Source organism: Arsukibacterium sp. (genome assembly GCF_041616895.1).
In the GTDB taxonomy this organism is placed as follows: domain Bacteria; phylum Pseudomonadota; class Gammaproteobacteria; order Enterobacterales; family Alteromonadaceae; genus Alishewanella.
The window spans coordinates 1-20900 of record NZ_JBFJPY010000044.1; the positions used below are offsets into that span (position 1 = coordinate 1).

The 20900-nt window shown below is 49.1% G+C and carries 17 protein-coding genes and 6 tRNA genes; 11 read left to right on the forward strand and 12 right to left on the reverse strand.

Going from position 1 to position 20900, the window contains the following annotated elements; genetic code table 11:
* A partial coding sequence (locus tag ABY802_RS09150; RefSeq protein WP_372626737.1) for a peroxiredoxin-like family protein occupies positions 1-506 on the reverse strand: 506 nt, incomplete at its 3' end.
* Positions 507-700: 194 nt separating this feature from the next.
* On the opposite strand from ABY802_RS09150, the gene ABY802_RS09155 reads away from it, so the two are divergent.
* Positions 701-1885 (forward strand): FAD-dependent oxidoreductase, encoded by a 1185-nt coding sequence (locus tag ABY802_RS09155; protein ID WP_372626738.1) that lies wholly within the window; start codon positions 701-703, stop codon positions 1883-1885.
* A 172-nt stretch (positions 1886-2057) separates the two neighbouring features.
* Here the strand turns inward: ABY802_RS09155 and ABY802_RS09160 are convergent.
* The 10 genes from ABY802_RS09160 to lolB all read right to left on the reverse strand — a co-directional run bounded on the left by ABY802_RS09160 (position 2058) and on the right by lolB (position 7605).
* Positions 2058-2132, reverse strand: a tRNA-Gln gene (locus ABY802_RS09160).
* Positions 2133-2192: 60 nt separating this feature from the next.
* A tRNA-Gln gene (locus tag ABY802_RS09165) sits at positions 2193-2267 on the reverse strand.
* Positions 2268-2292: 25 nt separating this feature from the next.
* A tRNA-Leu gene (locus tag ABY802_RS09170) sits at positions 2293-2377 on the reverse strand.
* 18 nt (positions 2378-2395) lie between these two features.
* A tRNA-Lys gene (locus ABY802_RS09175) sits at positions 2396-2472 on the reverse strand.
* 174 nt (positions 2473-2646) lie between these two features.
* A complete protein-coding gene (ychF, locus tag ABY802_RS09180) occupies positions 2647-3738 on the reverse strand; it encodes a redox-regulated ATPase YchF (protein ID WP_372626739.1) in 1092 nt (363 codons plus the stop codon).
* 37 nt (positions 3739-3775) lie between these two features.
* Positions 3776-4378 (reverse strand): aminoacyl-tRNA hydrolase, encoded by a 603-nt coding sequence (gene pth, locus ABY802_RS09185; protein WP_372626740.1) that lies wholly within the window; start codon positions 4376-4378, stop codon positions 3776-3778.
* Positions 4378-4995 (reverse strand): 50S ribosomal protein L25/general stress protein Ctc, encoded by a 618-nt coding sequence (locus ABY802_RS09190; protein ID WP_372626759.1) that lies wholly within the window; start codon positions 4993-4995, stop codon positions 4378-4380. The genes pth and ABY802_RS09190 overlap by 1 nt, the downstream gene beginning before the upstream one ends.
* A gap of 150 nt (positions 4996-5145) precedes the next feature.
* Positions 5146-6081 (reverse strand): ribose-phosphate pyrophosphokinase, encoded by a 936-nt coding sequence (locus ABY802_RS09195; protein ID WP_290618127.1) that lies wholly within the window; start codon positions 6079-6081, stop codon positions 5146-5148.
* A 70-nt stretch (positions 6082-6151) separates the two neighbouring features.
* Positions 6152-7003, reverse strand: coding sequence for a 4-(cytidine 5'-diphospho)-2-C-methyl-D-erythritol kinase (ispE, locus tag ABY802_RS09200; protein WP_372626741.1), 852 nt, complete (start codon positions 7001-7003; stop codon positions 6152-6154).
* Entirely contained in the window at positions 7000-7605 is a 606-nt protein-coding gene (lolB, locus tag ABY802_RS09205) for a lipoprotein insertase outer membrane protein LolB (RefSeq protein ID WP_372626742.1), read from the reverse strand. Before lolB ends, ispE begins: the two co-directional genes overlap by 4 nt.
* An 80-nt stretch (positions 7606-7685) precedes the next feature.
* Here lolB and hemA point away from each other — a divergent pair, with 80 nt between their 5' ends.
* From hemA to kdsA, 6 genes are all read left to right on the forward strand, one after another.
* Positions 7686-8933 (forward strand): glutamyl-tRNA reductase, encoded by a 1248-nt coding sequence (gene hemA / locus ABY802_RS09210; protein ID WP_372626743.1) that lies wholly within the window; start codon positions 7686-7688, stop codon positions 8931-8933.
* Between the two features lie 18 nt (positions 8934-8951).
* A complete protein-coding gene (gene prfA / locus ABY802_RS09215) occupies positions 8952-10043 on the forward strand; it encodes a peptide chain release factor 1 (RefSeq protein ID WP_372626744.1) in 1092 nt (363 codons plus the stop codon).
* A complete protein-coding gene (prmC, locus tag ABY802_RS09220; RefSeq protein ID WP_372626745.1) occupies positions 10015-10881 on the forward strand; it encodes a peptide chain release factor N(5)-glutamine methyltransferase in 867 nt (288 codons plus the stop codon). The genes prfA and prmC overlap by 29 nt, the downstream gene beginning before the upstream one ends.
* 87 nt (positions 10882-10968) lie before the next feature.
* The gene (locus ABY802_RS09225; RefSeq protein ID WP_372626746.1) at positions 10969-12525 is read left to right on the forward strand and encodes a DUF3369 domain-containing protein; all 1557 of its coding nucleotides are present in this window, start codon (positions 10969-10971) and stop codon (positions 12523-12525) included.
* 24 nt (positions 12526-12549) lie between these two features.
* Positions 12550-12921 (forward strand): SirB2 family protein, encoded by a 372-nt coding sequence (locus ABY802_RS09230; protein WP_372626747.1) that lies wholly within the window; start codon positions 12550-12552, stop codon positions 12919-12921.
* A 23-nt stretch (positions 12922-12944) separates the two neighbouring features.
* Complete coding sequence (gene kdsA / locus ABY802_RS09235) at positions 12945-13793, forward strand: 3-deoxy-8-phosphooctulonate synthase (RefSeq protein WP_372626748.1); 849 nt, start codon at positions 12945-12947, stop codon at positions 13791-13793.
* 15 nt (positions 13794-13808) lie between these two features.
* On the opposite strand, the gene ABY802_RS09240 is transcribed toward kdsA, so the two are convergent.
* The gene (locus ABY802_RS09240) at positions 13809-16571 is read right to left on the reverse strand and encodes an ATP-binding protein (protein ID WP_372626749.1); all 2763 of its coding nucleotides are present in this window, start codon (positions 16569-16571) and stop codon (positions 13809-13811) included.
* Between the two features lie 200 nt (positions 16572-16771).
* On the opposite strand from ABY802_RS09240, the gene ABY802_RS09245 reads away from it, so the two are divergent.
* The 4 genes from ABY802_RS09245 to ABY802_RS09260 all read left to right on the forward strand — a co-directional run bounded on the left by ABY802_RS09245 (position 16772) and on the right by ABY802_RS09260 (position 20892).
* Positions 16772-16847: transfer RNA gene (locus ABY802_RS09245), tRNA-Phe, on the forward strand.
* Positions 16848-16923: 76 nt separating this feature from the next.
* Positions 16924-16999, forward strand: a tRNA-Phe gene (locus tag ABY802_RS09250).
* Between the two features lie 240 nt (positions 17000-17239).
* On the forward strand, positions 17240-19417 hold the full coding sequence (locus ABY802_RS09255) for a prolyl oligopeptidase family protein (protein ID WP_372626750.1): 2178 nt from the start codon (positions 17240-17242) through the stop codon (positions 19415-19417).
* 266 nt (positions 19418-19683) lie between these two features.
* Positions 19684-20892 (forward strand): phosphopentomutase, encoded by a 1209-nt coding sequence (locus ABY802_RS09260; protein ID WP_372626751.1) that lies wholly within the window; start codon positions 19684-19686, stop codon positions 20890-20892.
* Positions 20893-20900 lie beyond the last annotated feature (8 nt).

Genomic DNA, 20900 nt, shown 5'->3' on the forward strand with positions numbered 1-20900 from the left:
AGCACCACTTTTTCAGTGCCGCTCTCAGTGGTAATTAAACTGCCCAATTTACCTTTATAGATGCTAGCTGTTTTATCGTCCAGATAGTACGCCAGACCAAAAGCACTGCTGGCTTGAAACTCGCTGTCTGACAATAACTGGTAGGTTAACTTTTGGCCGCCGGTATCGTTCATACTATTTACGATTGAACTGACACTGTCGGGCGTGATGGCAATGATCTGGTAGCCTAGCTTTGTCAGCTCAGGCTCAATGATGCGCAGCGCTGCCAGCTGGGCGTTACAATAGGGACACCAACCGCCGCGATAAAACACCAGCACACTGGGTTGTTGTTGAACACGCTCACGCAATGCTACCGCCTTATTGTCAGCAGACTTCAGAGTTACTTCGGGAATGGCCAGGCCATTTAGTAATGGTGATACCTGCTCTGGTGAAGGGGCAATCGTGGGCGCTGCCATCAGCTTGATACTAAACAAGGCCGCAACTGCAACGATAAAAAAATACTTCATAGGTTTTCCTGTTCCTTAGTGTGGATAATAAATGACGGATTGGTGCAATACAGACCGGCGCTGTAACGCTTTACTTTCAATTGCCGATAAAATTTCCCTAACCTTTTCGGGTTGCAGTTGCGGACAATTTGCCAATGACTGGCGTAGAATAGAAAACAGAGCAGGCAAGCGAGACACAAATAAAGGTTTTTGTTATGAACAGTGATACCCCGACACAGCAATTTGATGTCAGCATTGTCGGTGGCGGCATGGTAGGGGCGGCAATCGCGCTGGCATTAAGCCAGGCAGGCCTAACAGTGGCACTTATTGAAAAGCAGGCACCAATCGATTTTAAAGCCGATAGCGTGCCCGATTTACGGGTGTCATCGATTAACCTGGCCAGTGAAGCCTGGTTAACCAAGCTGGGTGCCTGGCAGTTATTGCAAACTATGCGGCTTTGTCCTTATCAGCGGCTACAAGCGTTTGAACACCCTGCCAGTATCGTGACCTTTAACGCTGCGGATGTGAATAGTAGTCACCTGGGCCACATTGTTGAAAATAACCTGCTGCAGCTGGCGCTGTGGCAGCAGTTTAACACTAAGGTAAGCCGGTGTTGTCCGGCATCGGTTGCGGCATTCAGTCAAACTGAAGACAGTGCTCTGCTTACCCTGGATAGTGGCGAGCAGCTCACAAGCAAACTGGTGGTTGCCGCCGATGGCGGTAACTCGCAGCTGCGCCAATTGGCGGGTATTGGCACCAATGGCTGGCAATACCAAAAGGCCTGCTTAGTGGCGTTAGTGAACACGCCTTACCCTCAACAAGATGTTACCTGGCAGCAATTTACTCCAACCGGCCCCAAAGCATTTTTGCCCTTACCCGGCCAGCAGGCCAGCATTGTCTGGTATGACGACGCGCCCAGGGTGAAACAGTTAGCGGCGCTTGCGCCTGCGCAACTTAGCGTAGAGCTGTTAAAAGTTTTCCCGGAGCAGCTTGGCAAGGTAGAGGTGGTCAACAGCAGCTGGTTCCCGTTAGCCCGGATGGATGCCAACCGTTATTTTGCCGGCAGAGTCGTGCTGGCAGGCGATGCTGCCCATACTATTAACCCGTTAGCAGGGCAGGGAGTAAACCTGGGCTTTGCCGATGCAAAGCTGCTGACGAAGTTGATTATTGGTGCGCACCAGCAACAGCGCGATATTGGCAATGAAGAGTTACTGAAAACGTATCAGCGGAAGCGTAAACCAGCGAATTTACTGATGATGAGTACCATGGACGGCTTTTATCAGCTGTTTGGCAATGACATTACCCCGCTGCGTAAACTGCGCCAGCTGGCCCTGACGATTGCGTCGCGTAGCGGCGCGCTTAAGAAACTAGTTACTCATTATGCTGTTGGGACTAAATAGCTGAGACGTTCCCATACCGAGAGGTTAGAACTCTTTTTGCGCAGCTACAGAGTGTCTGAGCGAGTGCGAAGCGCGAGGGAGTTGCTGTGGCGAGCACAAAAGATGTTGTAACCGGCAGTGTTAATGCATGATCTAAATAGCAAAAACCAAGCCGAGGCTGGGTTTTTAAATATGGCAGGGGCGCCAGGATTCGAACCTGGGCGTGGCGGGATCAAAACCCGCTGCCTTACCGCTTGGCTACGCCCCTAAGATAGAGATTGCAGTTCAGGTAAACACAAGGAGAGATAAAATCAACTGCCTGAGTTAATGGCAGGGGCGCCAGGATTCGAACCTGGGCATGGCGGGATCAAAACCCGCTGCCTTACCGCTTGGCTACGCCCCTGCAGAAACTGCTTACTTGCTAAGTATGGTGCGGAAAGAGAGACTCGAACTCTCACGCCTCGCGGCGCTGGAACCTAAATCCAGTGCGTCTACCAATTCCGCCATTCCCGCATACATAGGAAAATTAAGTGGTGGCTACAGCGGGAATCGAACCTGCGACCCCAGCATTAAGAGTGCTGTGCTCTAACCAGCTGAGCTATGTAGCCACGCTAACTTGTCCTAAGCAAGTGGCGCGTATTATGCTGATCTGACATATTAGCGTCAACCGTTTTTTTACGATTAGTGCGCAGGAAGGGTGTGTTTGCTGTTTTTATACGCAAAACCCGGCCAGATAAAAAAGCCGCTGCGATGGCAGCGGCTTTTTAAATGCGATATCGGAGTTAAACGTTAAAGCGAAAATGCATCACATCGCCATCTTTAACTATGTAATCTTTACCTTCCAGACGCCATTTACCGGCTTCTTTGGCACCAGCTTCGCCGTTAAAGCTGACAAAATCGTTGTAACCGACTACTTCAGCGCGGATAAAACCTTTTTCAAAATCGGTATGAATAACCCCGGCTGCCTGTGGTGCGGTAGAGCCAATTTCCACGGTCCAGGCCCGTACTTCTTTTACTCCGGCGGTAAAATAAGTATGTAAGCTCAGCAGTGAGTAACCGCCACGAATCACCCGGTTTAAACCCGGCTCTTCCAGGCCCATATCGGCCATAAATTCGGCTCTCTCGTCATCTTCCAGTTCAGCAATTTCAGATTCAATCGCAGCGCACACCGGCACCACAATAGCACCTTCTTTATCAGCAATGGCCTGTACGATATCTAAGTAATGGTTGTTCTCAAAGCCATCGTCAGTCACGTTAGCAATATACATGGTGGGTTTAATGGTTAAAAAGTTCATGTAGGCAATCAGGGCTTTTTCGTCCTTGTCCAGCTCCAGCTGACGTAAGGTATTGCCTTGCTCTAAATGCGCTTTAACTTTTTCCAGCACCAGTATTTCCGCTTTGGCGTCTTTGTCACCGCCTTTGGCTTTTTTACTGACCCGGAAAATAGCCCGCTCGGCGCTGTCCATATCAGACAGTACCAACTCCATATTAATGGTATCGATGTCATCGGCCGGGTCTATTTTACCAGCAACATGAATAATGTTTTCATCGTCAAAACAGCGGACCACATGGCCAATGGCATCCGTTTCGCGAATGTTCGCCAGAAACTTATTACCGAGGCCTTCACCGCGGGACGCGCCTTTTACCAAGCCGGCAATGTCGACAAACTCCATGGTGGTGGGAATAACCCGCTGCGGTTTAACGATGTCAGCCAGTTTATCCAGGCGTAAGTCTGGCACCGGTACCACGCCGGTATTAGGCTCTATGGTACAAAACGGAAAGTTGGCTGCTTCAATGCCTGCCTTGGTTAACGCATTAAACAGGGTAGACTTACCTACGTTAGGCAGGCCGACAATACCACATTTGAAACCCATAATAATTTTCCTTTGCGCTGTGTTGCCGGCCCAAGGGCTAGCTGGCTTTAAAACTGTGTAAGCGATGTTGGGCTTTTATTAAGCCGTCACGTGCCAGAATATCAAAGCAGCTTACTGCTTCATCAATACTGGCATCAATTAATTTTTGTTCACTGGCCGGGGCTTTACCCAGCACAAAACCGGTAACCTGATCTTTATGGCCAGGATGGCCAATACCCAGCCGTAACCGGTAAAAATTCGGGTTGTTACTTAACCTGGCCATGATATCGCGTAAACCATTATGGCCGGCATGGCCGCCACCAAGTTTAAATTTGGCAATACCTGGCGCCAGCGCCAGCTCATCATGGGCCACCAGAATGTTTTCTGGTGCCAGTTTATAAAACTGTGCCATGGCCAAGACAGCTTTGCCGCTGAGGTTCATAAAAGTAGAGGGGATGAGCAGTTTAAACTCCTGGCCAGCGCAAATAAATTTACCGCTGTAACCAAAGAATTTACTGTCATTTTTCAGGCTGACATTAAAGGCATGAGCCAGCTTTTCAACAAACCAGACCCCGGCATTGTGCCGGGTATGCTGGTATTCGGGGCCCGGATTTCCCAGGCCCACGATTAACTGAACATTGGCAGGTAATGCGTCAGACATTACTCGGCAGTTTCAGTTTCTTCTTCTGTATCAACGGCTTTACCAGCTGGCTTGTTCACAGATACCACTGGAAGGTCATGACCTTCACCTTTGTTTAACTGAACAAAGCTAACACCTTTAGGTGCTTTAATGTCAGTTAGGTGTAAGGTAGTTCCGACTTCAACTTCAGCCAGGTCTACTTCGATAAACTCGGGTAAGTCTTTCGGTAATACACTGATTTCAATCTCGTTCAGCGCGTGAACTACCACACCGCCTTTCTTGATTGGCTTGTCTTCGTTTAAGAAGTGAACCGGAACGATAGTGGTCAGCTCGTGACCAGCTTCAACGCGTTGGAAGTCAACGTGCATGATTTTTGGCTTGTACGGGTGACGTTGCATATCTTTAACGATAGCCTGGATCTTCTCTTTACCGACGGTGATGGTCAGAATGTGAGAGTAAAATGCTTCAAAGCTTTGCGCTTTTAACAGCTTCGGGTGCTCTAAAGTAACAGATAAAGCATCTTTATGTCCGCCATAAATGATGGCTGGAACTTTGTCTTCGTGACGCAGGCGGCGGCTCGCACCTTTCCCCAGGTCAGTACGGACTTCTGCAGTTAACGTGAAAATTGCATCAGACATGATGTACTCCAATAAAGTGATTGTTGTTGCGGCTTGCGACCAGCCCCAACCTGATTGCCCTTTCAAAAGGCGCGACATGTTACCACCAGCACCGACCTGCTGCAAATGAAAAAGGCGCCAACAGGCGCCTTAATTACACCGGCTAACGGTTTAGTCGAACATGGAAGAAATAGATTCTTCGTTGCTGATCCGGCGAATACATTCTGCCATCAGCTCGCTTAAGGTTAACTGGCGCACTTTACTAATTGTTTTCATTGCCGCTGACAACGGAATGGTGTCGGTAACAATTAACTCATCAATCACTGAATTGCTGATAATTTCTGGGGCATTACCAGAGAATACCGCATGAGTGGCGTAGGCAAATACCCGCTTAGCACCTTGCTCTTTTAATGCTTCAGCCGCTTTGCAAAGGGTACCGCCAGTATCAATCATATCGTCAACGATAATACAGTCCCGATCTTTAACATCACCGATAATATGCATAACCTGAGAAACATTGGCCTTAGGCCGGCGTTTATCAATAATAGCCAGGTCGGCATCGTTGAGTAGTTTAGCAACCGCACGGGCCCTTACTACGCCACCGATATCTGGTGAAACGACTACCGGTGAATGCAGGGTTTTCTTGCGCATATCGTCCAGCAGCACCGGACTGGCAAACACGTTGTCTACCGGCACATCGAAGAACCCCTGAATTTGTTCGGCGTGCAAGTCGACGGTTAATACCCGATCTACCCCAACACTGGATAAAAAGTCTGCAACAACTTTAGCGGTGATAGGAACCCGGGCTGAGCGCACCCGGCGATCCTGTCTGGCGTAGCCAAAATAAGGAATAACCGCAGTGATCCGACCGGCTGAGGCGCGGCGTAATGCATCTACCATCACAATCAGTTCCATCAGGTTATCATTGGTTGGGGCGCAGGTTGACTGAATAATAAAAACATCAGAACCACGAACATTTTCATTGATTTGTACGCTAACTTCGCCATCACTGAAACGGCCAACTTCGGCATCTCCCAGTTTGATATAGAGACGGCTGGCGATTTTACGAGCAAGTTCTGGTATGGCGTTACCAGCGAAAACCTTCATGTCGGGCACAGTAGGATCCTCAGGGCGGTGGTGAGTCCGGTTATATTATTCAATGCCAGAGTAAATGGCATCAGGCGTAAAATTCCGTATCTGCCAACGCCGCCATTACTGGCGACTGGTTGACTCCTTTAGCAATAAATCCGCGGCAGTTTACCGGCAAATTGGCTAAAGCATGCTGAGCACTGGTCGTGTCCGGAAATTCGGCGAACACACTGGCGCCAGTACCCGTCATTCGACACGGCGCATATTCTACCAACCACTGTAAGGTTATTGCAACAATCGGCTGCAGCTGTTCGACCAGTGGTTGGCAATCATTGCGCCAGGGGCTGTTAAACAAGGTGTCTAAACTCAGAACCCGGCTGTCTCTGATCAAATCTGGATGTTGGAAAATCTCTGCCGTGCTGATGTGGCAAGGCGGGGTCACTACCAGATAAGTTTTCTCAGGCAAGGTTACCGGCACTAATTTTTCACCGACGCCTTCAGCAAAGGCGCTGTAGCCCCTGACGAACAATGGCACATCGGCGCCAAGTTGCAATGCCAGTGCTGCCAGTTGCTGATTACTCAGCTTTAGCTGCCATAACACATTCAAGGCCAGTAAGGTGGTGGCTGCATCTGACGAGCCGCCACCCAGACCACCGCCCATTGGCAATTTTTTATCAAGGACAATATTGCAGCCAAGCTGACAACCGGTGTGCTGCTGCAATAACAGGCCGGCTTTCATAATCAAATTATCGGGGCCCTGCAGGGCCGGATCATTACATTGCAGTGTCAGTATATTGTCATGACGGGGAGTAAAATGCAGCTCATCGCCAACATCCAGCAATTGAAATAAGGTTTGCAGGTTGTGATAGCCATCGGGCCTGCGACCGGTAATATGTAAGAATAAATTAAGCTTCGCTACTGCGGGCAGGGTCAGGGTCATAATTGCCAGTTCCTGATGTGAAAGCGGATAGTGGTATCGGCACTGCTTAAATTAATTTTCTGGGGCAAAGCCAGCGGATCGGTGAAGAAGCTCTGATAACGAAGCTGCCAGGTAATGCCGGTGCTATCGACCAGCTGAAATGCCTGGACTCTGCCGCGTTCATCGTATTCGATGGCACTGGCTGTTGCGCCCGGTATTCCTTTTAACCACAGCGGCATATCAGCAAGCGGCATCGACCAGCCGGCCAGTTGCCACAGTAAACTACTGGGGTCGGCCGCCTGATACCGTTCGCCGCGCACCAGAATACTGCTGCCTGTAGCGTCGTTGGTCAGCTCAAATAAGCTGATCCCTAAAAAATTAGCAAGACGTGCTTTAAAGTGTTCGGTGTTATGCTGTTGCCAGCTCAGGTTACCGCTTACTGATTCGTCCGGTGTTTTAATGCCAACTGAGGCCTGCAACGTATACTGTTCGATAGCAGTAAGTTGCACCTGCCGGCTTTTATTGTCCAGGGCGGGCCCCACAGCAGGTTTAGATAACAGGCTGCAACCACTGGTAATGAGCAGTAATCCGGCAAGGGTTAGCCACTTAATTGGTGCTGACACGCTGAAAGTCCTTAGTTACGCTTTTCTTAATATGGGCTTTTTCGTACAATTCGCCCCTGACAAACTTGATGATACAGGTGATGGCCATCTTTGCACTAGGCATTAATCATAAAACAGCACCGGTTGGCTTACGGGAAAAAGTGGCATTTGCCCCGGAACAGGTGCATGAGGCCTTGCGTGAACTGGCAACTGCGACAGCGGTCACCGATGCGGTTATTTTGTCTACCTGTAATCGCACCGAATTGTATTTTAATGGCACAAATAATCAAGCAGAACAGGTTGTTGCCTGGTTGGCCCAATTTCATCAGATGAAGGTTACTGAACTGCAGCCTCACCTGTATCTGCACTACGATCGGCTGGCTGCTGAGCATCTGATGCGGGTTGCGGCCGGGCTTGATTCTCTGGTGTTGGGTGAGCCGCAGATCCTGGGCCAGGTTAAACAGGCATACAATCAGTCACGTCAGGCCGGCACCATTAATCCGCATTTTGAACGATTATTTCAAAAAACCTTTGCCGTAGCGAAAGATGTCCGCACTAACACTGATATTGGTGCTAATGCGGTGTCAGTCGCTTTTGCCGCAGTCAGTTTAGCCAAACAAATTTTTGGCAAACTGGAGAAAGTGCAAGTGCTGTTAATTGGCGCGGGAGAAACCATTGAGCTGGTAGCCCGCCACCTGGCCGAGCAAGGCGCGAAAGAGCTGACTGTTGCTAATCGCACCTACGAGCGGGCGGTGCTGTTGGCAGAGCAGTTTAATGCCAAAGTTATTACGTTGTCGCAGGTGCCGACGCAGTTGCCACAGGCGGATATCGTGATCAGTTCGACCGCCAGTACCTTGCCTATCGTCGGCAAAGGTATGGTGGAGCAAGCGTTGAAAAAACGCCGGCACAAACCGATGTTTCTGGTGGACCTGGCTGTACCGCGCGATATTGAGCAGCAGGTTGCTGAGCTTGAAGACGCGTATTTATATACGGTAGACGACTTGCAAAGTATAGTGGCGCAAAATGTCAGCTCGCGCCAGCAAGCCGCAGAGCAGGCGGCTGTGATTATCCGGCAGGGAGCTGATGATTTTCTGCAATGGTTGCAATTACAAGGCAGCGTCGACTGGGTGCGGGATTACCGCCAGCGCTGCGAGCAGATTAAAACCGAGTTACTTGGCCGGGCATTAAACCAGCTTGCCGCAGGCCAGGATGCTGAAAAAGTGCTGGCTGAGCTGGCCAACAAGCTAAGCAACCGGCTGATGCACAGCCCGACTAAAACCATTCGTCAGTTATTGCAACAAGAGGCCAGTGAGCCGCAGACGCTGATCAACAGTTTATTAGATATTTAAACAGGTAACAGACCTAACATGAAAGATTCGGTATACCGCAAGCTCGAAGGCTTAGTCGAGAGACATGAAGAAGTACAGGCGTTGCTAAGCGACGCGGGCGTGATTGGCGATCAAAAACGTTTTCGCGAGCTGTCTAAAGAATATAGTCAGCTGGAAGATGTCAGTAAGGCGTTTAACCGCTTTCGTCAGGCACAGCAAGATTTAGCTGCTGCCGAAGAGATGCAGAAAGACAGTGATCCTGATATGCGTGAAATGGCGCAGGAAGAATATAAAAGCGCCCGTGCTGCCATTGAGCAGCTGGAAAAAGAACTGCAATTATTATTACTACCCAAAGATCCGAATGACAGTAATAACTGTTTTATTGAAATACGGGCCGGAGCGGGTGGCGATGAAGCGGCAATTTTTGCCGGTGATGTCTACCGGATGTATAGCCGCTTTGCAGAGCGCCGGCGCTGGAAGCTTGAAGTAATTAGTGCTAATGAAGGTGAGCATGGCGGTTTTAAAGAAGTCATTGTTGGTGTTCAGGGTGACGGTGCTTACGGTATTTTAAAATTTGAGTCTGGTGGTCATCGGGTACAACGGGTACCGGCGACTGAATCACAGGGACGAGTGCATACCTCAGCCTGCACCGTCGCTATTATGCCGGAAATACCCGAAAATGAAGCCATTGAAATTAATCCGGCAGATTTAAAAGTGGATACTTACCGAGCGTCAGGCGCCGGTGGTCAGCACGTTAACCGTACTGACTCTGCTATCCGGATCACCCACTTACCCACCGGTATCGTGGTGGAATGTCAGGACGAACGTTCCCAGCATAAAAACCGGGCCCGGGCTATGAGCGTGCTGCAGTCGCGAATTCAGGCCGCAGAAGATGAAAAACGCCGCTTAACTGAAGAGTCTACCCGCCGATCACTGGTGGGCAGTGGTGACCGCTCTGAACGGATCCGCACCTATAATTTCCCACAAGGCCGTTTAACGGATCACCGGATCAATCTGACCATTTATCGTTTGAACGAAGTGATGGAAGGTGATTTGGAATTAGTGCTTGAACCGCTGAATCAGGAACATCAGGCTGACTTACTTGCCGCTTTGGCAGACGAAAACCGTTAAGATGACCCTGGCGCAATGGCTGCAGCAGGCAACCCGCCAGCTTAGTGATGTTTCACCGCTGGCGGCCGATGATGCCAAGTTGTTATTATGTCATCAGCTGCATGTCAGTGTCAGTTATCTGTACAGCCATCCGGACGATAAGCTGACCACTGCTGATCTGGAGGCCTTGCAGCAGTTGCTTGGCCGTGCGGTGCAGGATGAGCCTATTGCTTATATTGTTGGCCGCTGGCCCTTTTGGAACATTGAACTTGAAGTGGCCAGCTGTACCCTGATCCCCAGGCCAGATACGGAGCTTTTGGTTGAGCAGGCACTCGCGCTGGCATTGCCACAAAACGCTAAAGTGCTGGATTTGGGCACCGGCACGGGTGCCATCGCCTTGGCGCTGGCCTGTAACCGGCCGCTATGGCAAGTAACGGCAGTTGATAAAATCACCGACGCAGTAGAGCTTGCCAGACGCAATGCGACACGGTTAGCAGCCAGTAACTGCACGATATTACCCAGCAACTGGTTCAGTGCCGTAACCGGCCAGTATTTTGATCTTATTATCAGCAACCCCCCCTATATTGAACCTAACGATCCGCATTTACCGGCGCTGAAATATGAGCCAGTATCAGCCCTGGTGGCTGCAGAGCAGGGGCTGGCAGATTTAGCCATTATTTGCCAGCAAGCACCGGCTTATTTAGCGGCAAACGGCTGGTTATGGCTGGAGCATGGTTATAACCAGGCCGATGACGTGCAGCAGTTATTAGCCGCGGCGGGCTTTAGCAATGTCCAGTCGCGCCAGGATTACGGTGGTAACTGGCGGATCAGTGGCGGCTGTTTAAAGCACCACGACTAATCACAACAAAGTTTTGACCCCCAAGCTATTAGCGCATATAACTATTTAACGTTTTTTAATTCGCTATCTGTTTTTGGAGCCTGTCTGATGAATGACCCCTTTCTGTTTGCGGACGAAACTGAACTTCCGGAAGTGACCAACCATGGCTTTTGGAAAGTATTAATTGTCGATGATGAACCGGAAGTGCATACCGTCACCAAGCTGGCCCTCAGCGACTTTACATTTAATAACAAAAGCCTTGAGTTTTTAAGTGCCTATTCAGGGGCACAGGCCCGGGAGTTAATTGCGGCTAACCCGGATACGGCCATTATCTTGCTGGATGTGGTGATGGAAACCGACGATGCCGGTTTGCTGGTAGCACGACATGTGCGGGAAGAGCTGAAAAACGACCATGTCCGGATTATTCTTCGTACCGGTCAACCTGGCCAGGCTCCCGAACGGCAGGTTATTGTTAATTATGATATTAACGACTATAAATCGAAAACAGAACTGACTGCACAAAAGCTGTTTACCGTGATCATGTCCAGCTTGCGCTCGTATCGCGATATTCTGTCGCTGGAGCATAGCCGGCAGGGTCTGGAAAAAATTATTAATGCCTCAATTGACCTGTTCTCGTCTCATTCTATGGAACAATTTATTGATGGGGTATTACAACAGCTGACCTCTATTTTGGGGAGTCATGAAAATGCCTTGCTGGCTAGTTCATCTTTGGTGGCGGGCAATGTGCGCTCTGATGCCGATCCGCACGATTTAGTAGTATTTGCCGGGCAGGGCCAGTTCGCCCAGAAAGAAGGCAAGCCGGTGCAAGAGGTATTAAATCACGAACTGCTGGCGGCATTTGAAACGGCATTAGATAGTCGCAGTATCGTCTATCGGGATAATTATCTGGTGGCATACTGTTGCAGTAAATTCACCCATGGCTCGCTGTTGTACATCTCTGGCTTGCCGGGTCAGGTCAGTGACAATCAGAAAAAGCTAATTGAATTATTTGCGCAAAACGTGCAGATAGCTTACGAAAATGTGCAATTACAGCATGAAATAGAAGATACTCAACGCGAAATAGTATACCGGCTCAGCGAAGCAGTAGAACATCGCTCGGTTGAAACCGGCAACCATGTGCGCCGGGTTGCCTTTATTTGCTACGACCTGGCAAAAGCCTATGGCCTGAGTGAAGAAGAAGCTGAGCGGCTGATGTATGCGTCACCGCTGCATGATGTAGGTAAAGTGGGGATCCCGGATGGTATTTTAAATAAACCAGCTAAGCTAAACAGCGGTGAATGGGAAGTGATGAAAACCCACAGCAACATCGGCTATGATATTTTGAAAGACTCAAAACGTGTTATTATTCAGGCCGGTGCAATTATCGCGCAAGACCATCATGAAAAATGGGATGGTACCGGCTACCCTGCAGGTAAAAAGGGTAAAGAGATTCATGTTTATGGCAGGATTGCCGCCCTGGCAGATGTGTACGATGCACTGCGACACCGGCGTTGCTACAAGCAGGGGTGGAGTAAGGAAGAGGTTATAGCCCATATTGTGGCTGAGTCTGGCAAGCAGTTCGAACCTGAGTTGGTTAAATTATTTCAGCAACGGGTTGAGAAGCTCGAAGCAATTTTACAAAAATATCCTGATATTGAGGAGTAGCAATAAGGACCCTGTAGTATGTATATGGCGTTTAAAAGTCTGCACCTGTTGTTGGCGGTACTGAGTGTAAGTTTGTTGTTTATTCGCTTTGGAATGATGTTACGGAGCTCGCCAATGCTGCAGCATAAACTGCTGAAAATTGGCCCACATGTTGTTGATACCTTACTAATTTTATCTGCAGTGGTGTTAATGCTCAGTATTAAACAGTATCCGTTGGTGGATAGCTGGCTGACGGAAAAAGTGATTGCCTTGCTGGCCTATATCGCCCTGGCAGTGATGGCACTGCGTGGCCGTACCATGTCCATACGCTGGTTATGCTTTTTAGGTGCGCTGGGCTGGCTGGGATTAATGGTCAGGGTTGCGCTTGATAAACAACCGGTGTTTATACCGCTTTAATTTAAATAAATTGCTGGAATATTATGGAACAGAAAACCGTCAGGGTCGGAAACCTTACAGTAAATAACCAGCAGCAGTTTGTGCTGTTTGGTGGCATGAACGTACTGGAATCACGGGATATGGCAATGCGCATTGCCGAGCATTACGTTACCGTATGCGCCAGGCTTGGCATCCCTTTTGTGTTCAAAGCGTCGTTTGACAAGGCAAATCGTTCATCCGTGCATTCTTACCGGGGCCCTGGTCTTGAGGAAGGCTTAAAAATCTTTGCTGAAATTAAAAATACCTTTAATGTACCACTGATTACCGACGTGCATGAACCCTGGCAAGCGGCGCCCGTGGCCGAGGTGGTTGATGTGATTCAGCTGCCGGCATTTTTAGCCCGGCAGACGGATTTAGTGGTAGCCATGGCCAAAACCGGCGCGGTGATTAACGTCAAAAAGCCGCAATTTCTGGCACCTCACGAAATGCGCCATATTATTACTAAGTTTGCTGAAGCGGGTAACGATAAGGTGATTCTGTGTGAACGTGGCAGTTGCTTTGGCTACAATAACCTGGTGGTTGATATGCTGGGTATGGATGAAATGAAGCAGTTCGCTCCGGTAATATTTGATGCCACCCATGCGCTGCAAAAACCAGGTGGCAGAACCGATTCGGCAGATGGCCGGCGAGCTCAGGCTGCGCAGCTAGCGCGCTCTGGCATGGCACTTGGTCTGGCGGGTTTGTTTATTGAAGCCCATCCTGATCCTGATCAGGCAAAATGCGACGGTCCTTGCGCCTTGCCGCTGGCTAAGCTTGAGGGATATCTGAGCCAGATGCAGCAACTGGACCAGCTGGTAAAAAGTTTTGCACCGCTGGATACCTCTGCCAACTAAAACAGTGTGCGCCAGTTAGTAGCGCTGGCGCACGTAGTTAACCACATCCTGATATTTCTCCTGCATTACTCTGGCATGTTCATTGATAACTGACCAGTCACTGTTTTCAGCTGCCCGTTCCAGTTTTAGTGCCTCAGCTGACAGGCTTACCGCGCCAACACTTTTTGCTACCGATTTAAACTGATGGGCAACCGCTCTAACGGCGCTGCGATTCTGTGTCTTGGCCACAGTCGTTAACTCAGTCAGTAACTCTTTAGCATGCTTTACAAAGTAGTTTAGATACTCTTCATGTTTTGCCGGGTCATTACCCAGAAAGTTGGCAATGGTGGTGAAACAAATCGGGGAGGGTTGCTGACCAGCCTCAGCGTTATTGGTATTGGATGCCACCGGCTTTTTAACGGTAGCAGGCAGCCAGCGTTTGAGCATGGTCTCCAGGGTAACCAGTTCTAACGGCTTAGTAATATATCCATCCATACCAATACTGATACATTTTTGCTCTTCACCTTTGAGGGCGTTGGCGGTAACGGCGACAATCCGGCTGAAATTACTGTCATCCTGCCGGTTTAAACTTTCTTTGCGAATCGCAATGGCTAAATCGTAGCCACTCATATTTGGCATATGTAAATCGGTTAACACTAACGGATAGTGATAGTGTCGCCACATGTCCAGTGCAACTGCACCGTCATCGGCCACTTCAACCGCGTAACCAAGCGCATTGAGCTGATCGACAATGACCCGTTGGTTCATGATGTTATCTTCAGCCAGCAAGATTAACTGTTTGTCGCGCCGCGCTGTCTCAATATCCGGAGCGCCTTTACTTAAGTTCAGATTAGACGTTTGTTGCGGTTTCGGTTTATCTTTACGTTTAGCGGCAACTAAAATAGCATCGTACAAGTGACTGCGACAGATTGGAGAGCTATGCAGATAATAGGTTTGCTCATTGCTGTGCTCAGATAATTCTACCTGATTGGTAATCACAATAAACGGCACTTGCTCTAACTGCGGTACCTGCTGCAGCATTTTGATATGATCTGCAGAAATTTGCTCATAGGTGGCGTCAAGCACCCATACAGCAGCCTGCTTCGGTGGCAAAGGCTGTTGCGCGGAAGCTCGCTTAAACAATGCTTCAATATTGTTGATGACATCCAATTCGGCATGAGCGTGTTTAAAGTAAGCGCTTAAATGTTCCTGATTATCGCTATCCTGGGTAAACAGGCAAATATGCACATCCCGCAACAGCTCTTTACCCACGTAGTCTATTTCGTCAGAGCGGCGCATTGGGATCCTGACTTTGAATTCCGTGCCTTTGCCTACTTCACTTTGTACGTCGATATCACCATACATTAACGACGTCAGACGCTGACAAATAGACAGACCAAGTCCAGTGCCACCAAATTTGCGGGTAATAGAACCTTCGGCCTGATTAAACGGATGAAAAACGTGGTTTATCTGGCGCTGCGTCATGCCCCGGCCGTTATCGACAACGGTAAACTGGATCTGACTATACTCAAGGTTTTCTTCCAGTAAATCGGCGCGGATCACGACCACGCCGGTTTTCTGCGGGGTGGTCTCGGTAAATTTAATGGCGTTGCCCGCCAGATTATACAATATCTGGCGCAACCTAACCGGATCACCAAATAAGCCATTCGGTATTTTCGGGTCGATATACAATTTCAGATCAATTTGCCGCTGATAGGCAACAGAGACCAGAATGCGGCCAACCGCTTCAATAATATCGACCAGGGACACCGGAATATTCTCCAGTTCCAGTTTGCCAGCTTCTATTTTCGAGAAATCCAGAATGTCGTCCAGAATGCGCAGCAACGAGAACGATGATTCGCGAATGGTATCGGTCATTCTGAACTGTGAGGTAGAGAGCTGCGTTTTCCGAAGTAAATCAATGGTACCGATAATACCATTCATTGGTGTACGTATTTCATGGCTCATGGTCGCTAAGAAAGTCGATTTAGCTTCGTTAGCGCGCTCGGCGGTTAGCTTGGCGGTCTCTAACGCATCTGTACGCTCTTTAATTCGGGTATCGACTTCCTGTTTTAGCTGGGCAATATCGGTTTCAGAGTTTTTCAGCTCCTGTTGCGCCTGCTCAATCCGCCGGAACAGCTGGTTAATATAACTGCCCATCACCCCAAAATCATCGTGGGCATGACTCTCAACACTGCCATCAAACAGGTTTTTATCCAGCGCCGTTTTGGTGCCATCCACTAACGGTGTCAGTTTACGGTTGAAGTAGACGGAAATGGCATATGCAAAGCTTAAACTAAGCAGAGCACCGCAAACGAGGCTTATTAAAAATGCCAACAGCAGCGGTAACTTACTGGTTGGCGGAATATAATATACGTTTACCAGCAAGGTGTTGACGTCGTTACTGACGATCCTGCTGACAATTAAATAATTACCCTGACGGACTTCGCGGTTCGCCAATTCAGGTTGTGGTACGAAGTTGGCGAGGTTCACGGTATTTGCAATCAGTTCCAACTGTTGGTTGGTCTGGCGATATAAATAAATAGCCCGTTGGCTATCGGCATTGCGGGCCTGCAACAGCAATTGTTCGGCAGCCTGAATATTGTTATTACGCAGTGGTGTGCTTAAGGCGCTGGCAAGAATAGTGGTCTCAGCCGTTAAGCGGGCAAGTTGCAGCTCTTCCTGATTTTGTTCTGGCAAGGTAAACAGGGTATACAAGGCGGCTTGCAGCAACAGAATAACCAGGGCCATTAATGCCAGGCGTCGAAACATCGGTTTGGTGTAAGAGGTTTTTTCCATCAGCGGTCCATCTAAATGCGTTGCACGGCGTGTCGGTTAACTGAATACAGTGTAACAAGTTTTTTGAAGCTGGCGCAGTGTTAATTTTAGTGGCTGGCCAACAAAACAGCGGCCTTTGGTTAATCCCTGTCCGGTTGCGATGCTTTTAGAAAAAATCTGTTGACTTAGACCGGCAAAATCCGTTTAATACGACCCGCATTGCCCAGATAGCTCAGTCGGTAGAGCAGCGGATTGAAAATCCGCGTGTCGGTGGTTCGATTCCGCCTCTGGGCACCATATTTTTGGTGTCTTGTTCCATTACTGCTTTAGTTTAGTTTATCAGGCAGCATAATATAACCAGCACAATGTTTTTGCCCAGATAGCTCAGTCGGTAGAGCAGCGGATTGAAAATCCGCGTGTCGGTGGTTCGATTCCGCCTCTGGGCACCATTAAAGTTAGAACGCCAGCATACTGCTGGCGTTTTGCTTTGTGGTTTACGAGAATGGGCCACCAGAATCGTATTTCCCTCTCGTCGACATAAATTTCAGTTAGTTGAAATAGGCAGCCGCCGCTATCTTTGGTAAGCTCGGCTTAGTTCTGCTATTTACCCGCCCGTTATCAGGTATAAGGTACCAGGCATCAGATATAAGCGCTTCGATTAAAAACTATAACGATGGAGTTTACTTACCATGAAATACGCTATTACCCTGTTAGCAACCGCCATGCTCAGTGCATGTGGTGGTGCTAAACAAGATGTAAAACCCAGTCAGGATGTTACCGTGAGTACAGAGCAACGCCAGCCATTAGCTTATCCCGATACCCGCAAGGGCGACACTGTTGACACTTATTTTGACACCACGGTGGCCGATCCGTATCGCTGGCTGGAAGACGATCGCAGCAGCGAAACTGAAGCCTGGGTAAAGGCGCAAAACAAGGTGACCTTCTCCTACCTGGAGCAAATTCCGTTTCGGGATGAAGTGCGTGCCAAGTTAGAAAAATCCTGGAACTTTGAACGGATTGGTGCGCCATTTAAAGAAGGCGATTACCAGTATTTTTATAAAAACGACGGCCTGCAAAATCAGTTTGTGCTTTATCGGCAGAAAGTGGGGGGGCAGCAAGACGGCGGCGAAGCAGAAGTATTTTTAGACCCGAATACCTTCAGTGAAGATGGCACCACCTCATTGGCGGATATCGAATTTTCGCGCGATGGCAGTCTGGCAGCTTATGCTATCTCTGAAGGTGGCAGTGACTGGCGGAAAATTATCATTATTGACGCGAAAACCAAAGAGCAGCTAGAGCCAACCCTGATTGATGTCAAGTTCAGTGGGATCTCCTGGGTAGGCAATGATGGCTTCTATTACTCCAGTTATGACAAGCCAGAAGGCAGTGAATTATCGGCGATGACCGACCAGCACAAGTTGTATTATCACAAGTTGGGAACAGCCCAAGCTGACGATAAAGTAGTGTTTGGCGGCACGGCAGACCAGAAGCATCGTTACGTTGGTGCTGCAGTGACTGAAGATGATAAGTATCTGCTGGTATCGGCAGCAGTATCAACGTCCGGGAATAAACTCTTTTTAAAAGACTTAACTAAAAAAGACAGTAGCTTTGTTACCATTTTAGATCACACTGACTCTGATACCGATTTACTGGATAACGACGGCGACAAGCTGTATCTGGTCACCAATCTGAATGCACCCAACCGCAAAGTTGTGGTGACGTCAGCAACTAAGCCTACCCCTGAAAACTGGCAGGAGCTGATACCGGAAACCGAAAATGTTCTGCGGATCAGCAAAGGTGCCGGTTACTTGTTTGCCAATTACATGGTTGATGCTATTGCTCAGGTTAAACAGTATGACTACAGCGGTAAACTGGTCAGAGAAATTGAATTGCCAGGTATCGGCAGTGCCGGCGGTTTCAGTGGTAAGAAAGATGCTGAAACCCTGTACTACTCATTTGCTAATTACACCACGCCTTCCAGCATTTATGCGTTAGCGCCTGATAGCGGCAAATCTGAGCTGTATAACAGCCCGAAAATAGATTTTAATCCGGAAAATTATACGTCTGAGCAGGTGTTTTACACCTCAAAGGACGGCACTAAGGTGCCTATGATTATCAGCTACAAAAAAGGCCTGAAAAAAGACGCGACTAACCCGACCATTTTGTACGGTTATGGTGGCTTTAACGTCAGCCTTACTCCGTCGTTCAGTGTAGCAAATGCGGTCTGGATGGAAATGGGTGGCGTCTATGCCGTCGCAAATCTGCGCGGGGGTGGTGAGTATGGTAAAGCCTGGCATAATGCCGGCGTGCAGCAGCAAAAACAAAACGTGTTTGATGATTTTATTGCCGCGGCGGAATATTTACAGCAACAGCAATATACCTCAGCTGACAAACTGGCCATTCGTGGTGGTTCAAACGGTGGCTTACTGGTCGGTGCGGCCATGACACAACGTCCTGAGTTATTTAAAGTGGCGCTGCCTGCTGTGGGCGTACTGGACATGCTGCGTTATCACACCTTTACCGCTGGCGCTGGCTGGGCCTATGACTATGGCACGGCGGAACAGTCTGCTGATATGTTCCAGTATCTGAAAGGTTATTCACCGGTGCATAATGTGCAACCCGGTACCACTTATCCTGCGACCATGGTAACCACGGCAGATCATGATGACCGGGTTGTGCCGGCGCATTCCTTTAAATTTGCAGCAGAGCTGCAAGATAAGGCCACCAAGGTTAACCCGCAACTGATCCGGATTGATGTTAACGCCGGTCACGGTGCAGGTATGCCGGTATCGATGGTGATTGATCAGACTGCAGATATTTTCAGCTTTACCCTGTACAACATGGGATACCAGCAACTGCCGCAGTAATGCTGCAAGGATACTTAGCTGCGATGGTACTGAATGGTACATGGAACAAAAAAACGGCGCACTGGCGCCGTTTTTTTTGGCAGATACAAAGGGGGGAAAGCTTGATAAAAACCGCTGCAAGCGCCAAAGTAACAGTTAAACTTGTAAAAGGTCGGGCAGCGTATTAAAGTGCGTGCCCTTTTTATTTTTCAGGTTCTGAGCGGCGTGATTATGCAGCGCTGGCGCTCAGTTTCCGCCGGTACATTTTTGCAGTGGGAGTCCACAGTATGGCAAAGGCAGTGATCCTGGTTCTGGATAGTTTTGGTATTGGCAGTGCGCCCGATGCCGAGTTATTTGGTGATGTGGGTGCGAATACGTTTGGCAGTATCGCGCGTGAATTCGTAAAACACAAAGGCCGTCAGCTGGCCTTACCTAATCTGGCGCGTTTAGGCCTGGTAAAAGCCGCAGCGGCCGCTGCAGGCAGTGCGCCGAAAGTGGACGACAGCGCAGAGCCGGTGGGTGCCTACGGTTATGCCCGTGAGCTAAGTAGTGGTAAAGACACGCCCAGTGGTCACTGGGAAATGGCTGGTGTGCCAGTCTTGTTTGACTGGGGCTATTTTGACAAGAAAACCGACAGTTTTCCGCCAGAACTTATTGCTGAATTATGTAAGCGGACCGGAGTCTCCGGTATTTTGGGAAATTGTCATGCCTCTGGCACCGATATTTTGGTAAAACTCGGTGATGAGCACATAAAAACGGGTAAACCCATCTGCTATACCTCTGCTGACAGTGTATTTCAAGTCGCCGCCCATGAGACACATTTCGGGTTGGAGAAGCTGTTAAGCTTTTGCCGGGTCGCCCGTGAGTTGTTAGACGAATACAATATTGGTCGGGTAATTGCCCGGCCGTTTACAGGCGATAGCCCCGACAATTATGCCCGCACCGGCAACCGCCGTGATTATTCGGTATTACCACCGGCACCCACTGTACTGGATAAATTAACCGCTGCAGGTGGCAAGGTGATCAGCATCGGGAAAATAGCCGATATCTACGCCCATCAAGGGATCAGTGAAACAATTAAAGCTACAGGCCTGGCGGCACTGGTCGATACTACCTTATCTGCAATAGCGAAACAGCCAGAGCAAAGCCTGGTGTTTACCAACCTGGTAGACTTTGATCAGAATTACGGCCACCGGCGAGATGCCATTGGTTATGGTGAGGCGCTGGAATATTTTGATAGCCGCTTACCTGAACTGCTTAACGCCTGTGGTGAAGATACCTTGCTGCTGATGACCGCGGATCATGGCTGTGATCCCACCTGGCCAGGTACCGAACACACCCGGGAATATATTCCGGTATTGGCCTATCAGCATGGCCTGACCAGCACTGATTTGGGCGAGCGGATGAGTTTTGCTGACATAGGCCAGACCCTGGCCGATTATTTTAAGCTGGACGCTATGGCGTACGGCGATTCCTTTATTGCTAAATTACATTAAGAGAGAAC